The organism is Rhizobium sp. P1_E1 (assembly GCF_056406015.1).
In genome coordinates this window covers 12,562-29,257 of record NZ_JBFUAY010000017.1, presented here as the reverse complement: position 1 = coordinate 29,257, position 16,696 = coordinate 12,562, and the positions used below count along the sequence as shown (strand labels likewise).

The 16,696-nt window shown below is 61.8% G+C and carries 16 protein-coding genes and 1 pseudogene; 5 read left to right on the top strand and 12 right to left on the bottom strand.

Annotated features, from left to right (window positions below; all coding sequences use genetic code 11):
• Nucleotides 1-34: 34 nt before the first annotated feature.
• Nucleotides 35-427: a PRC-barrel domain-containing protein gene (locus AC1D1Z_RS09405; RefSeq protein WP_018244602.1), complete on the bottom strand. Its 393-nt coding sequence runs from the start codon at nucleotides 425-427 to the stop codon at nucleotides 35-37.
• 247 nt (nucleotides 428-674) lie between these two features.
• Here AC1D1Z_RS09405 and AC1D1Z_RS09400 point away from each other — a divergent pair, with 247 nt between their 5' ends.
• Nucleotides 675-2,375: a long-chain fatty acid--CoA ligase gene (locus AC1D1Z_RS09400; protein ID WP_131647375.1), complete on the top strand. Its 1,701-nt coding sequence runs from the start codon at nucleotides 675-677 to the stop codon at nucleotides 2,373-2,375.
• Between the two features lie 185 nt (nucleotides 2,376-2,560).
• Complete coding sequence (pgi, locus tag AC1D1Z_RS09395) at nucleotides 2,561-4,186, top strand: glucose-6-phosphate isomerase (protein ID WP_477850284.1); 1,626 nt, start codon at nucleotides 2,561-2,563, stop codon at nucleotides 4,184-4,186.
• Between the two features lie 202 nt (nucleotides 4,187-4,388).
• Here pgi and AC1D1Z_RS09390 read toward each other — a convergent pair whose 3' ends face one another.
• The 3 genes from AC1D1Z_RS09390 to AC1D1Z_RS09380 all read right to left on the bottom strand — a co-directional run bounded on the left by AC1D1Z_RS09390 (nucleotide 4,389) and on the right by AC1D1Z_RS09380 (nucleotide 6,796).
• Nucleotides 4,389-5,315, bottom strand: coding sequence for a carbohydrate kinase family protein (locus tag AC1D1Z_RS09390; protein WP_027681918.1), 927 nt, complete (start codon nucleotides 5,313-5,315; stop codon nucleotides 4,389-4,391).
• Between the two features lie 62 nt (nucleotides 5,316-5,377).
• Nucleotides 5,378-6,067 (bottom strand): orotate phosphoribosyltransferase, encoded by a 690-nt coding sequence (locus AC1D1Z_RS09385; RefSeq protein ID WP_028731601.1) that lies wholly within the window; start codon nucleotides 6,065-6,067, stop codon nucleotides 5,378-5,380.
• 72 nt (nucleotides 6,068-6,139) lie between these two features.
• A complete protein-coding gene (locus AC1D1Z_RS09380; protein ID WP_477850281.1) occupies nucleotides 6,140-6,796 on the bottom strand; it encodes a TetR/AcrR family transcriptional regulator in 657 nt (218 codons plus the stop codon).
• A 101-nt stretch (nucleotides 6,797-6,897) separates the two neighbouring features.
• Here AC1D1Z_RS09380 and AC1D1Z_RS09375 point away from each other — a divergent pair, with 101 nt between their 5' ends.
• The 3 genes from AC1D1Z_RS09375 to AC1D1Z_RS09365 all read left to right on the top strand — a co-directional run bounded on the left by AC1D1Z_RS09375 (nucleotide 6,898) and on the right by AC1D1Z_RS09365 (nucleotide 9,504).
• Complete coding sequence (locus AC1D1Z_RS09375; RefSeq protein WP_447011055.1) at nucleotides 6,898-7,722, top strand: NmrA family NAD(P)-binding protein; 825 nt, start codon at nucleotides 6,898-6,900, stop codon at nucleotides 7,720-7,722.
• Complete coding sequence (locus AC1D1Z_RS09370) at nucleotides 7,710-8,207, top strand: anthrone oxygenase family protein (protein ID WP_196251380.1); 498 nt, start codon at nucleotides 7,710-7,712, stop codon at nucleotides 8,205-8,207. Before AC1D1Z_RS09375 ends, AC1D1Z_RS09370 begins: the two co-directional genes overlap by 13 nt.
• 736 nt (nucleotides 8,208-8,943) lie before the next feature.
• On the top strand, nucleotides 8,944-9,504 hold the full coding sequence (locus tag AC1D1Z_RS09365; protein ID WP_477850278.1) for a hypothetical protein: 561 nt from the start codon (nucleotides 8,944-8,946) through the stop codon (nucleotides 9,502-9,504).
• A 7-nt stretch (nucleotides 9,505-9,511) separates the two neighbouring features.
• Here the strand turns inward: AC1D1Z_RS09365 and AC1D1Z_RS09360 are convergent.
• The 8 genes and pseudogenes from AC1D1Z_RS09360 to AC1D1Z_RS09325 form a co-directional block, all read right to left on the bottom strand.
• Nucleotides 9,512-9,700, bottom strand: a pseudogene (locus tag AC1D1Z_RS09360) (diguanylate cyclase domain-containing protein); the annotation flags it as partial.
• 28 nt (nucleotides 9,701-9,728) lie between these two features.
• Nucleotides 9,729-10,265: a glyoxalase superfamily protein gene (locus tag AC1D1Z_RS09355; RefSeq protein WP_477850276.1), complete on the bottom strand. Its 537-nt coding sequence runs from the start codon at nucleotides 10,263-10,265 to the stop codon at nucleotides 9,729-9,731.
• 202 nt (nucleotides 10,266-10,467) lie between these two features.
• The gene (locus tag AC1D1Z_RS09350; RefSeq protein WP_026188602.1) at nucleotides 10,468-11,646 is read right to left on the bottom strand and encodes a GGDEF domain-containing protein; all 1,179 of its coding nucleotides are present in this window, start codon (nucleotides 11,644-11,646) and stop codon (nucleotides 10,468-10,470) included.
• A gap of 177 nt (nucleotides 11,647-11,823) precedes the next feature.
• Entirely contained in the window at nucleotides 11,824-12,870 is a 1,047-nt protein-coding gene (pyrC, locus tag AC1D1Z_RS09345) for a dihydroorotase (protein ID WP_447011052.1), read from the bottom strand.
• A gap of 112 nt (nucleotides 12,871-12,982) precedes the next feature.
• On the bottom strand, nucleotides 12,983-13,615 hold the full coding sequence (locus tag AC1D1Z_RS09340) for a nucleoside triphosphate hydrolase (RefSeq protein WP_447011051.1): 633 nt from the start codon (nucleotides 13,613-13,615) through the stop codon (nucleotides 12,983-12,985).
• On the bottom strand, nucleotides 13,612-14,394 hold the full coding sequence (locus AC1D1Z_RS09335; protein ID WP_018244589.1) for an ATP-binding cassette domain-containing protein: 783 nt from the start codon (nucleotides 14,392-14,394) through the stop codon (nucleotides 13,612-13,614). Before AC1D1Z_RS09335 ends, AC1D1Z_RS09340 begins: the two co-directional genes overlap by 4 nt.
• Before the next feature lie 2 nt (nucleotides 14,395-14,396).
• On the bottom strand, nucleotides 14,397-15,461 hold the full coding sequence (locus AC1D1Z_RS09330; RefSeq protein ID WP_065275864.1) for an ABC transporter permease: 1,065 nt from the start codon (nucleotides 15,459-15,461) through the stop codon (nucleotides 14,397-14,399).
• A gap of 155 nt (nucleotides 15,462-15,616) precedes the next feature.
• The gene (locus tag AC1D1Z_RS09325) at nucleotides 15,617-16,636 is read right to left on the bottom strand and encodes a sugar ABC transporter substrate-binding protein (RefSeq protein ID WP_003556143.1); all 1,020 of its coding nucleotides are present in this window, start codon (nucleotides 16,634-16,636) and stop codon (nucleotides 15,617-15,619) included.
• Between the last annotated feature and the right edge of the window lie 60 nt (nucleotides 16,637-16,696).

Sequence of the window (16,696 nt, the reverse complement as noted above, 5' to 3'; positions counted from 1 at the left end):
GCGGGGCCCTTCCAGCTCGGCCTATCGGACGACGTTACATCCAGTAAGGCGGCACGCCGTAGTAATCATAGACCCGGCGGCCATTGTCGTTGTACCAGGTGTCGTCATCGTCCGAATAGCTCGGGGCGCCTTCGATCTGCTCCTTGGTCAGGTCGATGCGATAGCCATCCAGCTGGGTGTCGTAGTTCAGCTTTTCCCAGGGAAGCGGATAATGGTCGTGACCGATGCCCAGGAAGCCGCCGAAGCTCAACACGGCATAGGCGACACGGCCGTCGAGCTTTCCGATGATCAGCCGTTCGATCGAGCCGATATGCCTGCCATCGGGCCCATAGACACGGGTGCCTTCGACGCGGTCGCTGGCGATCAGCGAGTGCGTGACCTTGACATTCGGGTCACGGCGGGTGGCGTCAGTATCCTGGTTCAACATTGTGCACCTCCTTTTGGTGTTTCCTCATGGTGAGTATGCAAGATCAACGTCATGGCGGACTCAAAGTTCCCCATCCTTTCCATGATCGTGCGCGGGCGGAATGTTGACGTTTACGTCAAGGTTAGTATAGCTTCATTCGGCTTGAACCATTCAGGCAATCGCATAAGCTGCCGGACTGGAAGATGGAGGATCTTTCCGGTTATCTGCCGAATGATGTCGGCGCGGCGGCCGCAGGGGAGAGAGACAGATGAACAGCATTTCCGTCCATCCAAACGGCGCCAGGCCGGACAAGCCCTGGCTTGCCGCCTATCCCGATATTGTTCCGGCAGAGATTCCGCCGCTGGAATATGCCTCGCTTGCCGAACTGCTGGAAAAATCCTGCGCCCGTTACGCCGACCGGACCGCCTTTTCCAGCATGGGCAAGGGGATGCGCTACCGCGAACTGGAGAGCCAGACGCGCAAGGTCGCCGCCTGGCTGCAGAGCACCGGCCTTCAGAAGGGCGACCGCGTCGCCGTGATGATGCCGAACGTGCTGCAGAACCCGATCGCCACCTATGCCATCCTGCGCGCCGGCCTCGTCGTCGTGAACGTCAACCCGCTCTATACGCCGCGCGAACTCGAACACCAGTTGAAGGATTCCGGCGCCAAGGCGATCTTCGTGCTGGAGAATTTCGCCCGCACGGTGGAGCAGGTTCTCAACAAGACCGACCTTCGCCATGTCGTCGTCACCTCGCTCGGGGAAATGCTCGGGCCGAAGGGGCTGATCGTCAATTTCGTCGTGCGCAAGGTGAAGAAGCTCGTTCCCTCCTGGTCGATCCCTCAGCACAAGAGCTTCGGCCAGGTGCTCCGCGAAGGTGCCGGAAAAAAGCTCCAGCCGGTCACGCTGACAGGCAGCGACATCGCCTTCCTGCAATATACCGGCGGCACGACGGGCGTTGCCAAGGGCGCGGTGCTGACGCATCAGAACCTGCTCGCCAACAAGGTGCAGCTTTCGCTCTGGCTTCGATCCGCCTTCGAGCGCAAGAAAGAGCCGGAGGTGCTGAATTTCCTCTGCGCCCTGCCGCTCTACCACATCTTCGCGCTGACGGTGAATTCGCTGATGGGCATGTCGCTCGGCGCCCACAATATCCTGATCGCCAATCCGCGCGACATTCCCGGTCTCGTCAAGGAATTCGAAAAGTCGAAGGTCCATATCTTCCCCGGCCTCAACACGCTGTTCAATGCGCTGATGAACAATGCGGATTTCGCCAAGCTCGACTTCTCCTCGCTGATCATGTCGCTCGGCGGCGGCATGGCTGTGCAGCGCCCGGTCGCCGACCGCTGGCTGAAGATGACAGGCACGGCAGTCACAGAGGGCTACGGCCTTTCCGAGACATCGCCGGTTGCCACCGCCAACCGCTTCGATTCGGCTGAGTTCACCGGCACGATCGGCCTGCCGCTTCCCTCCACCGACCTCGATATCCGCGACGAGGTCGGCAATTCGCTGCCGCTCGGCGACGTCGGCGAGATCTGCATTCGCGGACCGCAGGTGATGGCCGGCTACTGGCAGAAGCCTGAGGAAACGGCGCGGGTGATGACCGATGACGGCTACTTCCGCTCGGGTGACATGGGCTTCATGGACGACCGCGGCTACACCAAGATCGTCGACCGCAAGAAGGACATGATCCTCGTCTCCGGCTTCAACGTCTATCCGAACGAGATCGAGGAAGTCGCCGCCATGCATGCCGGCATCCTCGAGGCCGCAGCCATTGGCGTGCCGGACGGACATTCGGGCGAGGCGGTAAAACTGTTCGTGGTCAGGAAGGATCCGAACCTGACGGAAGCCGAGGTCAAAGCCCACTGCATCGCCAACCTCACCAACTACAAGCGGCCGCGCTTCATCGAGTTCCGCACCGAGCTGCCGAAGTCGCCTGTTGGTAAGATCCTGCGCAAGGACCTGCGCGGCTGAATTTGACGAATTTAAAGTGTTACAGCGTCCTTTGCGCGTCTTTCGGACGCGCGGCGCTGTAATGAAATTAAAGCCATCCGCCTGCCGCGGGTGGCTTTTTTCCATTTCGGCAGGTGGCTGAACTTGATTTGCGAGTGATAAAGCGAATAGTTTCCGCAACCTTTCCGCCTCCAAAGGAGCCTCCCATGAACGCCATCGTCGAACAGCTGAAAAGCACCGCTGATGCCACCAAGGCGACCGATATCCGTGCCGCCTTCGCCGCCGATTCGCAGCGCTTTTCGCGCTTTTCCGTCTCGCTTGACGACCTGTTGATGGATTTTTCCAAGACGGCGGTGAATGACGACATCCTCAAGCTCTTGGTGAAGCTCGCCGAAGACGGCGGCGTCGAGAAGAAGCGCGAGGAAATGTTCTCCGGCAAGGCGATCAATTTCACCGAGGACCGCGCCGTTCTGCACACCGCGCTGCGCAACCGCTCCAACACACCGGTTCTGGTCGACGGCAAGGACGTCATGCCCGACGTCAATGCGGTGCTTGCCGCCATGGGCAAGTTTGCCGACGACGTCCGCTCCGGCACGCTGAAGGGCGCCACCGGCAAGGCGATCACCGATGTCGTCAATATCGGCATCGGCGGCTCGGATCTCGGCCCTGTCATGGCGACGCTGGCGCTTGCCCCCTTCCATGACGGTCCGCGCGCGCATTTCGTCTCCAATATCGACGGCGCCCATATCGCCGACATCCTGAAGCTGGTGCAGCCGGAAACGACGCTGTTCATCGTTGCCTCGAAGACCTTCACGACGGTGGAGACGATGACCAATGCGCAGACGGCGCGCAACTTCATCGCCAAGGCGCTCGGCGAAGCGGCCGTGCAGCACCACTTCGCCGCCGTCTCGACGGCACTCGACAAGGTCGCCGCCTTCGGCATCGACAGCGGCCGCGTCTTCGGCTTCTGGGACTGGGTCGGCGGCCGCTACTCGATCTGGTCGGCGATCGGCCTGCCGCTGATGATCGCCGTCGGCCCGGAGAATTTCGGCAAGTTCCTCGACGGCGCGCATGCCGTCGACAATCATTTCCGTAAGGCGCCGATTACCGAGAACCTGCCGATGCTGCTCGGCCTGATCGGCTTCTACCATCGCAATGTGCTGGGCTACCCCACCCGCGCCATCCTGCCCTACGACCAGCGCCTGTCGCGTTTCCCGGCCTATCTGCAGCAGCTCGACATGGAATCGAACGGCAAGGGCGTCACCATTGACGGCACGCCGGTCGAGGGCAATTCCGGCCCTGTCGTCTGGGGCGAGCCCGGCACCAACGGCCAGCACGCCTTCTATCAGCTCATCCATCAGGGCACGAGCATCATCCCGGCCGAATTCATGATCGCCGCCAACGCCTTCGAGCCGGAGCTGCGCCACCAGCACCAGCTGCTGATCTCCAACGTTCTCGCCCAGTCGGAAGCGCTGATGAAGGGACGCAGTTTCGAAGAAGCCAAGAAGCAGCTGACCGACAAGGGCATGGACGACAAAAAGGCAGATTTCATCGCGCCGCACCGCGTCTTCAACGGCAACCGGCCGTCGATCACCTTCGTCTACGACAAGCTGACCCCTTACGCGCTCGGCCGCCTGATCGCGCTCTACGAACACCGCGTCTTCGTCGAAGGCGTGCTCTTTCRCATCAATTCCTTCGACCAGTGGGGCGTCGAGCTCGGCAAGGAACTGGCGACGGGCCTGCTGCCTGTCGTCGAAGGCAAGGAGAGTGCCGCATCGCATGATTCGTCGACGCAGGGCCTGGTTGCGGCGCTGGCGAAGCTTGCGAAGTAACCGTTCAAGATTTGCCCCTCACCTAACCCTCTTCCCGCGCGCGGGGAGAGGGGACGTGCCACGCGAGACGTCAATGGGAATCGAGAGGCCGCGGCATTGTCCCTTCGCCCCGTTTACGGGGGTCCGAAGGACGGGGCGAGACACGTGGCTCGACCCCGGTTGGTGCCGGCAGGCGGATGAGGGGCGAAGCTGGGCTTGAGCCCTAAAGCCCAATCTCGCGTGCCCAGGGCGGGTTGGCGCCGGCGCGGGAGACGGTGACGGCGGCGGCTTTGGCGCCGAGGGTCAGGGCGTTGCGCAGCGCCTTTTCGTCGAGCGAGGCGACTTGCGCCTTGGTCAGCAGATTATCCATCTTCAGCGACGCCAGGATGCCGGCATCGAAAGTATCGCCGGCGCCGACCGTGTCGACGACGGTGACCCGTTCGCTCGGGACCGTCACCTTGCGCTCCTTGGTATAACCGGAGGCGCCTTCTGCGCCCTTGGTGATGACGACGAGCTTGGCGCCGTGGTTCAGCCAGTGGGCGGCGAGCGCATCATGGTCTCCCTGCAGGCCGAACCATTCGAGGTCCTCGTCGGAGAATTTGACAATGTCGGACTTGCCGGCCATGCGCTTGATGCGGGCCATATGCGACGGCTTGTCCTTGATGAAACCCGGACGAATATTCGGATCGAGCGAGATGACGCGGCTTGCGGCTTCGCGGTCGAGAAGCGCCTCGTAGGTTTCGCCGCATGGGCTCGGGATCAGGCTGATTGCGCCGAAATGCAGCGCCTCGCAATCATAGCCGAGAACAGGCAGGTCGGCCGTGGTGATCATGCGGCCGGCCGTACCCTCGTCGTAGAAGGCATAGGTCGCCTGGCCGTTGACCAGCTTGACGAAGGCGATGGTCGAAGGACGCGGCGTAATGGCGCATGGGCTGTAATCGACATTGCTCGCCTTCAGCGTCTCCAGCAGGATTTCGCCCATCATGTCATCGGCGATGCCGGTGAAGAAGGCCGTGGGGATGCCGAGGCGGCCGAGCGCGATTGCGGTGTTGAAGATAGCGCCGCCGGCATAGGGCGCGAAGCCCTTTTCGCCCAGGGTCGTGTCCCTCGGCAGCATGTCGATCAAGGCTTCGCCGCAGCACAAAATCATCGTATTCCTCCCAACAGCATCTATACGTTCATCAACCGATTAAGCGAGCTTTTGTCAACTGGCTAGAGCGAAAGCTCACTAACCCCACCATTCCTTCCCGACCAGGCCAGCGGCGCATCGAGGAAGGCCTCGACTTCCGACAGCGTCTTGTCGTCGAAGAGCTTCTGCTCCTTGGCGACGGCCAGAACATTCCGCCAGGTGGCGATGTGATGCAGCCTGACCTTGCCGTCGGCAAAGCGCTGTTCACCGAATATGCCGTAGAAGAACAGCGCGATGCCATGATCGACGACGCCGCCGGCGGCACGGACCGCATCGATGAACTTGAACATGCTGCCGCCTGCTGTCGTCAGGTCTTCGATGACGAGCACGCGCGAGCCTTCCGGCATATTGCCTTCGATCTGGGCATTGCGGCCATGGCCCTTCGGCTGCTTGCGGACATAGATCATCGGCAGGCCGAGACGATCTGCCAGCAGGGCGGCGAAGGGGATGCCGGCGGTCTCGCCGCCGGCGATGCAATCGAACTGCTCGAAACCGGCATCGCGCAGCAGGGTGCTGGCGGCGAAATCCATCACCGTCGAGCGGATGCGCGGAAAGGAGAGCAGCTTGCGGCAATCGATATAGACCGGGCTCGCCATGCCGGAGGAGAGTTTATAGGGCTGAGCGGCATTGAAATGCACCGCCTTGATCTCCCAGAGCATCTTGGCCAACAATTCGGCCATCACGGCGCGGTCGGGAAATGTGGTCTGGATCATGCGGCTCTCCTTCGGCTTGGATCCTTGCGGGAATAGCAGCAAGAGCCCGACGTTTCCAGACGAAAGGCGCGCTCATGACAGCAGCAGACGGCCGATATCGGCGATCTGCATCTTCTTGAACAGGGCAATCGCCTGAGCGCCCTCCTCCGCATCCAGCGAAACGGCATAACGTACGCCGGCGGCAAGCAGCTGCATCGTCAGACGCGCGATCGCCAACAGCTCCTTGCGGTCGCGATCCGGCCATAGACGGATCAGCACGGCGAGAAATGCCTGGGCATGAAATTCCATGTCCTGGGCATCGACCTGCTGCAGCAGCTTGTCGGTATGGGTCGCATGCCAGATGTCGCGCATGACGGGCTCACGGCGGAAGAAGGCATAATATTCATCAGCGATATTGGCGAGCGCGCGCTCCAGGGCCGCAGCGTCGGTCACCTTCGCCAGTTCCTCTTCGACGCACCGCCTGCCCTGCTCGTTGAAGCGCTCGGCCAATGTGCGGATGATCGAGGTCTTGTCGGGGAAATATTGGTAGAGGGCGCCGAAGGAAAGACYGGCCTTTTCGACGATCTCGCTCATCTTCAAACCGTCGCTGCCATGGCTTTCGATCAGCTGCGAGGCAACCGCGAGGATCTTTTCGAAGCGCTCGCGGCCGCGCTGCTGGCTGGGGATGCGGCGCGGCTGGCCGGTAGACTCCTGCTGGCGCCTGCGCGTTGCGACCGGCTGTTCCGACATGATCTCTCCTTTTCCACGTTGACAAACAAAATAAGAGAGATTATCTCATTTTGCAAATGAGAGAGTTTCTCTTGTTTGCAACATTTGGAAGGAGTTTTGACATGCAGACTTCCGAAATCGTCCTCGTCGGTGGATCGGGAAAGACCGGCGGCCGCATCATCAGGCGTCTGGAAGCGCGCGGCCTGACCGTCCGCGCGGCATCACGCTCCAGCGCCCGTCCCTTCGACTGGGAGGACAGGTCGACCTGGCGCGGCGCACTTCAGGGCGCATCGAGCGCCTATGTCGCCTTCCAGCCGGACCTTGCCGTCGCCTGGGCGGCGGAGGCGATCGAAGCGCTCGCCAAGGTCGCCGTGGAATGCGGCCTTGAGCATATCGTGCTGCTCTCCGGCCGGGGCGAAGAGAGCGCGCAGCGCAGCGAAGCGGCGCTGACCGCTTCCGGCATCGATACCACCATCCTGCGCGCCTCCTGGTTCTGCCAGAACTTCAGCGAGGGCGCCTTTGTCGAGCAAATCATTGGCGGCAGGCTGCAATTGCCGACGGGCGAGATCGGTGAACCTTTCATCGATGCCGACGACATCGCCGATGCCGCCGTCGCCGTCTTGACCGACCCGCGCCACCGCAACCAGACCTACGAGTTGACCGGCCCTCGAGCGCTGACCTTCCGGCAGGCGGTCGGCGAAATCGCCGCAGCCACTGGGCGGCCGATCGAATATCAGCAGGTCTCGATGGCGGATTTCACCGGCGGGCTTGCGGCTGCCGGCCTGCCGCAGGGCCTGATCGATCTTCTGGAGGAGCTCTTCGGCCAGGTGCTCGATGGGCGCAACTCCAATGTGATGGGCGGTGTCGCCGAAATTCTTGGCCGCCCCGCCACCGATTTCAGCGAATATGTCCGCCGGACTGCGGCAACCGGAATATGGAGCGCCTGACCATGCAGATCATTCTCATCCTCTCCCTCGTGGCGGCGGCGATCGGCAGCGGCCTTGTCGCCGGCATCTTCTTCGCCTTCTCGACCTTCATCATGACCGCCTTCTCGCGGATTCCGGCAGAGCAAGGCATCGCGGCGATGAACTCGATCAACGTGACGATCGTCCGCTCGCCCTTCATGGGCCTCTTCGTGCCGACGGCGATCCTCTGCATCGTCATCGCCGTGCTCGCCCTGATCGACTGGCGCGGCGGGGCATCTTTTCTGATGCTGGCCGGAGCGGCCCTCTATGTCTTTGCCTCTTTCGTCTCGACCATCGTCTTCAACGTGCCGATGAACGATGCACTGGCGAAGGTCGGCGGCAATGGGCCGGAAGCGGTTCAGCTCTGGACCAGCTATGTCAGGGACTGGACATGGTGGAACCATGTGCGGACCATCGCCTCGCTGCTCGCCTCGGTCGCCTTCGTGCGGGCGCTGATGATCGTCTGAGAAGCGAGCGGGGCCTTCAAGAGAGCCTCATCCTGAGGTCCCAGGAGCCTCGAAGGACGAGGCGGGTGCGCTGACATCAGATGCATGCAAGAAGCAGCGTTGCAGCGTGTCCTTCGAGGCTTCGCCCTGCGGGCTACCCGCCTCACGATGAGGAACGCTGGAGAGTGCCGCGGCTTTGCTTCCGGCTCCGGTTTGCCTTCATCCGCGAGCGGAGGAGCAGCCTACCCAGCTATTTGCCAGCATCCCGGCTTCGGAAAACGCGCCGGGCTGAGATCACAGCGACCAACAAGAACAGCCCTGCCAAACCAGCCCACAGAGAGCCGCCTTGCGTTAGATTGTCACCGTCGGGAGTGAGGCAACTGGACAGGGCCTGCGATATGCAATCTCGGAACTTCCAGTACCTTTCATAAAATAACCATCCGAAAAAAATCGACAGAAGCGCTAAAATCAGGACCGAAACACATTTCATCTGGTTCCCACCCTGCCGACCAGGAGTCATTTCCATTGAAACAACGTCGATGGTGTGACTGTAGATTCCAAGGACGGAGATGCAAGCGCCGACATCCAAGGGAGCGCCATCCTTGGAGTTTGTCGTTGGTGTATAAAGGGGTTCCGCGACCTCTTAGACGCAGCCAAAATCGTTTCTGCTGCCCTGATCGTGCCCCCTTGAAGCCGCCAGCCGAAATGTGTCACAGAGTGATTGACAGGTTGCGATGTAAAGAGCGGTGCGTTGTCCATGGGGTGGAAGGAAGAGAGTGTCAAATGGCCGCTCGGTAAACCGGGCGGGATTCTTCTGACCATGTTGCTTTTGCCGGGTGTACTTGCCATTTTCGTCCAGATACCCGGCTGTAATTTTCTGCCGTCAAACGAGTGGATCTCCAAGGCGGCCCTTCCTACTCTCGCTGTCAGCGTGGTCTCGGCGGCATTGTCGTTTTGGCTCATTTTGAAGAGCAGTCCCGAGATCGTCGGCGTGAGGAAAGGTTTCGGCCTGATAATCGCTCCGATCGCTGGTTATTTCTTCGGAAAGCATCTCGTCATCATCGCAGTGCCGATGCTATTCGCCTTTATCGCTGGCCATCGGGTGGAGCTTTCTTTCACCGTCGTCGACGCGCATGAATGGGGTAGCAAAAAATGCCGGTCACCGGTTCAGGTCGAAGGGGTTCCGATGCTATTCGACGAAATTTGCCGTGTCCCTGAGAACATCAGGCGAGAACTTGGACCGGGACAGCGGATCGCCGTTTCGGGCCGAGGCACCAGTCGGGGTGTCTTTGTGGAAAGTCTGYGCCGGGTAGATTGAAGAAGCGCCGCGCCTCGAAGGCTTTCCGGATGAGCTCGGCGGCGAGCTCGGCCCGGCGGGGCATGATCTCCGTCAGCACCAGCGCAAACTCTTCGCCGCCGAGCCGGGCCGCGGTATCGCCGGGCCGTCAGTTCATCGGCGAAGACCTGAAGCACGCGGTCGCCGGCGGCCGGCCATAGCGGTCGTGGACCGATTTGTCACCTAAAGCCAAGCTGCGCTGACGACTACGTCTGCTCGCAAAAGACGATGCGGTTGCTGAAGGGGTCGATGACGGTCATCTCCAGCCCCCACGGCTCTTCCTCGACACCGGGCTTCATGTAGCGGTAGTCCTTGCCTGAGAGTTCGGCGTGATAGGCCCGGACATTGGCGACGCGGACGAAGGCCTTGGCGCCGGGGCTGGCGTCGCCGGAATGTTCGCTCAGGTGCAACKCCATGCCGTCACGCGAGACCTGGCAATAGAGCGGAAAATTTTCGCCGAAACGGTGCTCCCAATCGAGACGGAAGCCCAGGAAGCCGCAATAGAATTCCATGGCTTTTTCGACCGAGAAGATGCGGAAGATCGGCATTGGCGGCTCGATGCCGATGATCGAGCGGGAGGCGCCCGCCTCCTCTATCTTGGCCGAGAGAATATTCCATTGATCGAGCCCGAACTGCCGGGCAACGATTTCGAGCGTTTCGCTGTGGGTGAGCGAAATGTCGCGGTCGGCCAGGGCCTGCCGCAATGTTTTTGCCATGAGCTTGGCATCGCGAAAATCGCGCATGAAGTCATCCTTCCGTTGACGGCAAACAGGAAGATCAGTGCCCGCGTCTGCTGACCCGTTCGCCATCGATCGCCAAACGGCAAGGATGTGAAGGATGTTGTCTGGATGCATTCACCATAACGCCAGAGCATCAAACTCGAGCGTCGCGGGGCGGCTGGCCGCATCCGGCCGATGGCGATAGTATGAGAGGATCGATCGGCGATCAAGACGCGGTGCGCGCTGCCTCGACGGGAACGGCCTGCAGATGGCCGGCAAGCTCGACCCGGTTGCGGCCGGCGCGCTTGGCGACGTAGAGCGCCTTGTCGGCGGCGCTCAGCATGGCGTCGAAATCCTGCGGCTTCGAGCGGCCGGGCGCGACGCCGACGCTGACCGTGCATGTCAGCACTTCGTCATCGATATGGATCTCGCGCGCCTCGAAAGCCCGGCGGATGCGCTCGGCCGTCAGTTCCGCCCGGCCGGGCATGATCTCCTTCAGCACCAGCGCAAATTCCTCGCCGCCGAGCCGGGCGGCGGTGTCGCCGGTGCGGCAGCTGGCCGCGAGTTCGCCGGCGAAGACCTTGAGCACGCGATCGCCGGCAGCATGGCCGAAGCGGTCGTTGACGGATTTGAAATGGTCGATGTCGAAGACGATGACGGCGGTGGTCGTGCCCATCGGGCGCGTGCCGTACTCGTCGAACAGGGCGCGGCGGTTGAGCAGGCCGGTCAGCGGATCGGTGATCGCATCGAGACGGTGGCGGGCAGCGAGCCGCCATTGATGCAGCGCCAACGACAGCGCGCCGATCCCGGTCATGCCGGCAATGCAGACAGCGAGGCTGAGATCTTCCGCCCAGTTGCTGGGGGCCTTGCCGAGCACCAGCTTGCCGTCGGAGATCAGCACGGCGGCGCAGAGAACGAAGGAGATCGCCGTCAGCGTATAGAGCGCGGTAATGCCGAGGAGCGGCGCGGGTGCTTCGGCACGGGCGAGCCAATATTGCCGGGCGGTGGCAAAGAGCAAAAGGGCGATAGCGAGATTGTCGGCGATGAAGGCCAGGCCGTCATACCCTGATAGCATCGGCACGATGGAAAAGACCATCGCGGCAAGCGCGCGGATCGCGATGGCCGGGATAGACAGGCGGCCGGTGAGGAACTGTCTGCCTGCCCCCCATATGGTGGCAAAGCCGGCATGAAACAGCACGAAATTGGCAACGCCCAGCCATGTCTCCGGCGTATTGACGTAGGCGCTGTAGACGAAAATGCCGCTGACGACGAGGACCAGGCCGATGGTGGCGGTGAGCAGCACCGTTTCCGCCCGGCGGACAATCCAACTGCCCATCAGCGTGACGGCAAGGCATGCCGCGGAGACGCCGAGCGCCAGCAAGAGAGAGTTATAGTCAAGCGTCATGCTTTTCAGTCTCCGCAGCTGTTGCCGCGCCAGATGTTGGCAGCTTATGGGCTCCGCGACGAGGAATGTCTTATGCATCCGTTAACAAATGATGCACTGCACAATGCAAATGTTACGCGTTTAACGTCGCGCCGAAGTTTAAGATGAATATTCTATTTAAAATTGAATTCCGAAAGCTTACGCCTGCTGCACCACCTGCCAATGCAGGGGAAACATCGGATCGAACACCGTCACCGGACCGGCTCCGGTTTCAATCCTCGCGGGAAAGACGACCGGATGGGCCTGCTTTGACAGGGTGATGCGCTCCTCGTTCGGCTGGAGCCCGTACCAGGCCGGCCCGTTCAGCGACACGAAGGCTTCGAGCCGCTCCAGGGCGCCCTCCTGTTCGAAGACATGGGCGAGGCAGCTCATCGTATTGACCGAGGTATAGATGCCGGCGCAGCCGCAGGCGCATTCCTTCAGCGGATCGACATGCGGGGCGGAATCCGTGCCGAGGAAGAAGCGGGCGTCACCGCTGACGGCGGCCGCACGCAGAGCCAGCCGGTGGTTTTCGCGCTTGGCGACCGGCAGGCAGTAATAATGCGGGCGGATGCCGCCGACGAGGATGGCGTTGCGGTTGATGATCAGATGGTGGGTGGTGATCGAGCCGGCGAGATTGCCCTTGGCCGCCTTGATGTAATCGACGCCATCTGATGTCGTCACGTGCTCCATCGTCACCTTCAGCTCCGGCAGACGCTGGCGCAGCGGATCGAGCACGGTGTCGATGAAGACGGCCTCGCGGTCGAAGATATCGACATCAGGCGTCGTCACCTCGCCATGAACGCAGAGCGGCAGGCCGATCTTTGCCATGCGCTCCAGCACCGGCATCGCCTTTTCCATGTCGCGCACGCCGCCATGCGAATTGGTCGTGGCGCCGGCGGGATAAAGCTTCACGGCGGTGATGAGGCCGCTGTTCTTACCCTCCTCCACGTCATCGGGGCTGGTATGTTCGGTGAGATAAAGCGTCATCAGCGGCTGGAAGCGATGGCCGTCCGGCAAGGCCTTGAGGATACGCTCGCGATAGGCCTTGGCGTCGGTGGTGGTGACGACGGGCGGCACGAGATTGGGCATGATGATGGCGCGGGCGAAGGTGCGGCTCGTATCGGCGATCACGCCCTCCAGCATGGCGCCATCGCGCAGATGCAGGTGCCAGTCATCAGGACGGCGGATGGTGATCGATTGCATGGCAGGCCTCCGAAGCGATGCGTCTGCGGCCTCGATAACACTAAAGCGCGTCGCATTGAAATTGAATCATGCGACGCGCTTTAGCTCTTTTTTTCGTGAATGTCGCGCGGCATCACGCCAGCGCGATCTCCAGCGTCACATCGGCCGGGCGGCGGTTTTCGAGGATCAGCCGGCCGTTCGGCAGGTCGTTGCCGTAGACCTTGGCGCTGGCGGCCTCTTCGGTGAGCTTATAACCGCGCCAGCGCGCCCAGAGTCTCTCCTCGAGCACCTCGATGGGCGGCGCCAGCATGATCGAAAAGTCGAAGACGCCTTCGAGTTCGGCCCATTTGCCGAGCGAAAAGAGCAGGTAATTGCCCTCGACGATGATGAAGCGGTGATCGGGGGAAACAGGGCGGGCCGACGCAATGGCGAGTTCACGCGAGCGGTCGAAGACCGGCACCAGAACCTCCTGATCGGCCAACCTGACGGCGCGGATGATATCGAGGAAACCACGAACGTCGAAGGTCTCCGGGATACCCTTGCGCGCCAGCAGGCCGCGTTCGATCAGGATGGCGTTGTCCATGTGGAAGCCATCCATCGGCAGGACTTCGGCACTTTCGCCCTTGGCTTTCAGCGCTTCCGCCAGGTTGTCGGCCATGGTCGATTTGCCGGCACCCGGCGGTCCGGCGATGGCGACCAGGAAACGTTTGGAATGGCCGGCGCGGTCAAGAACTGCGCCGGCGATTTCGTCGATGCGTGCCGTCATGCCGCGACGGGCTCCGTCGGCACCGCCTTGGCGCCGGTCATGAAGGCGACGGCGTCGGACATGGTGTATTCCTTGGGATCGATCACCGTCAGCCGCCGGCCGAGACGGTGGATATGGATCCGGTCGGCCACTTCGAAGACATGCGGCATGTTGTGGGAGATCAGCACGATCGGCAGGCCGCGGGCCCTGACATCGAGGATCAGTTCCAGCACGCGGCGGCTTTCCTTGACGCCAAGGGCTGCCGTCGGTTCGTCCATGATGATGACCTTCGAGCCGAAGGCGGCGGCGCGGGCAACCGCGACACCCTGGCGCTGACCGCCGGAGAGCGTTTCCACCGCCTGGTTGATGTTCTGGATGGTCATCAGGCCGAGTTCGGACAGCTTGTTGCGCGCCAGCTTTTCCATGGCCGGCCGGTCGAGCATGCGGAACATGGAGCCGAGCACGCCCGGTTTGCGGATCTCGCGGCCGAGGAACATGTTGTCGGCGATCGACAGCGCCGGCGACAAAGCGAGGTTCTGATAGACAGTCTCGATGCCGGCCTCGCGCGCTTCCATCGGCGAGCGGAACTGCACCTGCCGGCCTTCGAGGGTAATCACCCCCTCGTCCGGGGTGACGGCTCCCGATATCGCCTTGATCAGCGAGGACTTGCCGGCGCCGTTATCGCCGATCACGGCGAGAATTTCACCCGGATAGAGGTCGAAATCGGCATTGTCGAGCGCGGTCACGCGGCCATAACGCTTGACGAGACCGCGGGCGGTGAGAAGGGGTTCGCGAGCCATGATTACACCGAAACCTTTCTGATCCACTGATCGATGGCGACGGCGGCGATGATCAGCACGCCTGTCAAAAGGACTTTCCATTGCGGGTCGGCGCCGAGCATGTTGAGGCCCATCGAGACGACGCCGACGATCATGGCACCGAAGAGCGTGCCGAGAATGGAGCCGCGGCCGCCGAACAGCGAGATGCCGCCGATCACAGTCGCGGTGATCGCCTGGAGGTTAAAATCGGTGACGGCCGAAGACGGAGAGATCGAGCCGTTGCGTCCGATCGAGACCCAGGCGGCCAAGCCGGCAATGACGCCTGATATGGCATAAACGGTCAGCAGCACCTTCTTGGTCTGAATGCCCGAGAGCTTGGCTGCCTCCGGATCGTCGCCGACGGCATAGACATGCCGGCCCCAGGCGGTGTGATTGAGGACATACCAGAGCACCAAGACGAGCAGCACCATGGCGATGACGCCGAGGGTGAGCACGGCGCTGCCGAGCTTGAAGCTCACGGCGAAAAGATGCAGCAGCGGCGCCTTTTCGTCGACGTCGGTATCGCGGATCGTCTCATTGGCGGAATAGATGAAATTCGTCGCCATGACGATATTCCAGGTGCCGAGCGTGACGATGAAGGGCGGCAGTTTCATGTAGGCGACGAGGAAGCCGTTCAGCAATCCGCAAAGGCCGCCGACAAGCATGCCGGCTGCGACCGCGATCGGCGTCGGTATGCCGTAGGTGATCGCGACATTGCCCATGATGACCGCCGAGATCACCATGATGACGCCGATCGAAAGATCGATGCCGGCGGTCAGGATGACCAGCGTCTGGGCGGCGCCGAGAATACCGACGATGGCGATCTGCTGCAGGATCAGCGTCAGCGTATAGGACGAGAAGAACCGTCCGCCGATGGTGATCCCGAAGATGATGATCGCCAGCACCAGCACGATCAGCGGCACGGCGGCCGGCGTCGAGTGCAGAAAATGCTGCGCGCGCTTGATCAGCGAGACTTTCTCGTGCTCGAAGGAGGCAACGCTCTTGTCGCTGCCGTCGAGGACACGTTCGAATTCCTGTGTTCCGGTCATGGTTCCTCCTCCGCATCCGCGCGCCGAACTCGCGCGGGGGCCGTCACCGATATCCATCCGGTCTTTGATTAGCCGGTTCGTGAGGCGACGGCACATCGTCCGTCGAAAACGGCCGGGGATCAAGCCCCGGCCGCTCTGCTTTCAGCAATCGGGGCTCAGCCCCAGCACTTGTCCGTGCCTTCCTTGGTGTCGATCGACTTGACGCCGGAGACCGGCTTGTCGGTGACGAGCGAGACGCCGGTGTCGTAGAAGGACTTGCCTTCGGTCGGCTTCGGCTTTTCACCGCTGTCGGCGAACTTCTTGATCGCTTCGACGCCAAGGGCTGCCATCATCAGCGGATATTGCTGCGAGGTGGCGCCGATGACGCCTTCCTTGACCGACTTCACGCCCGGGCAACCGCCGTCGACCGAGACGATCAGCACGTTCTTTTCCATGCCGACGGCCTTCAGCGCCTGATAGGCGCCGACAGCGGCCGGCTCATTGATCGTGTGGATGACGTTGATGCTCGGATCCTTCTGCAGAAGGTTTTCCATGGCCTTGCGGCCGCCTTCTTCATTGCCGTTGGTCACGTCATGACCGACGATACGAGCATCGTCCTCGTCGCCGATCTTGTTCGGATCCTTCGGATCGATGCCGAAGCCCATCATGAAGCCCTGGTCGCGCAGAACGTCGACCGTCGGCTGCGACGGGGTCAGGTCGAGGAAGCCGACCTTGGCATCCTTGGCCTTGTCGCCCATCGTTTCCTTGGCCCACTGGCCGATCAGCTTGCCGGCGAGCAGGTTGTCGGTGGCGAAGGTGGCGTCGGCGGCATCGGCCGGCTCGAGCGGTGTGTCGAGAGCGATGACCAGCAGGCCGGCATCACGGGCCTTCTTGACCGAAGACACGATGCCCTTGGTGTCGGAAGCAGCAATCAGGATGCCCTTTGCGCCGTCGGCAATGCAGCTTTCGATCGCGGCCACCTGGCTTTCGCTGTCACCGTCGACCTTGCCGGCATAGGACTTCAGCGAGACGCCGAGTTCCTTGGCCTTGGCGGTCGCACCTTCCTTCATCTTGACGAAGAAGGGGTTGGTGTCGGTCTTGGTGATGAGGCAGGCAGCAACATCAGCCGCCATGACCGGAGCGGAAAAGGTGACACCAAGCGCGAGCGCGCCGAAAGCGAGAACAGATTTCTTCATGGAACTCCTCCCAGAGTTTGCCGGCGCCGCCCCTGCGGGGCCGGAATTTAAGATATAGCA

Bases quoted from the DNA above. Each gene is read 5' to 3' on its own strand.
- AC1D1Z_RS09405 (WP_018244602.1), bottom strand. From the start codon at position 427: ATGTTGAACCAGGATACTGACGCCACCCGCCGTGACCCGAATGTCAAG.
- AC1D1Z_RS09400 (WP_131647375.1), top strand. From the start codon at position 675: ATGAACAGCATTTCCGTCCATCCAAACGGCGCCAGGCCGGACAAGCCC.
- AC1D1Z_RS09390 (WP_027681918.1), bottom strand. From the start codon at position 5,315: ATGATTTTGTGCTGCGGCGAAGCCTTGATCGACATGCTGCCGAGGGAC.
- AC1D1Z_RS09385 (WP_028731601.1), bottom strand. From the start codon at position 6,067: ATGATCCAGACCACATTTCCCGACCGCGCCGTGATGGCCGAATTGTTG.
- AC1D1Z_RS09375 (WP_447011055.1), top strand. From the start codon at position 6,898: ATGCAGACTTCCGAAATCGTCCTCGTCGGTGGATCGGGAAAGACCGGC.
- AC1D1Z_RS09370 (WP_196251380.1), top strand. From the start codon at position 7,710: ATGGAGCGCCTGACCATGCAGATCATTCTCATCCTCTCCCTCGTGGCG.
- AC1D1Z_RS09350 (WP_026188602.1), bottom strand. From the start codon at position 11,646: ATGACGCTTGACTATAACTCTCTCTTGCTGGCGCTCGGCGTCTCCGCG.
- pyrC (WP_447011052.1), bottom strand. From the start codon at position 12,870: ATGCAATCGATCACCATCCGCCGTCCTGATGACTGGCACCTGCATCTG.
- AC1D1Z_RS09340 (WP_447011051.1), bottom strand. From the start codon at position 13,615: ATGACGGCACGCATCGACGAAATCGCCGGCGCAGTTCTTGACCGCGCC.
- AC1D1Z_RS09335 (WP_018244589.1), bottom strand. From the start codon at position 14,394: ATGGCTCGCGAACCCCTTCTCACCGCCCGCGGTCTCGTCAAGCGTTAT.
- AC1D1Z_RS09330 (WP_065275864.1), bottom strand. From the start codon at position 15,461: ATGACCGGAACACAGGAATTCGAACGTGTCCTCGACGGCAGCGACAAG.
- AC1D1Z_RS09325 (WP_003556143.1), bottom strand. From the start codon at position 16,636: ATGAAGAAATCTGTTCTCGCTTTCGGCGCGCTCGCGCTTGGTGTCACC.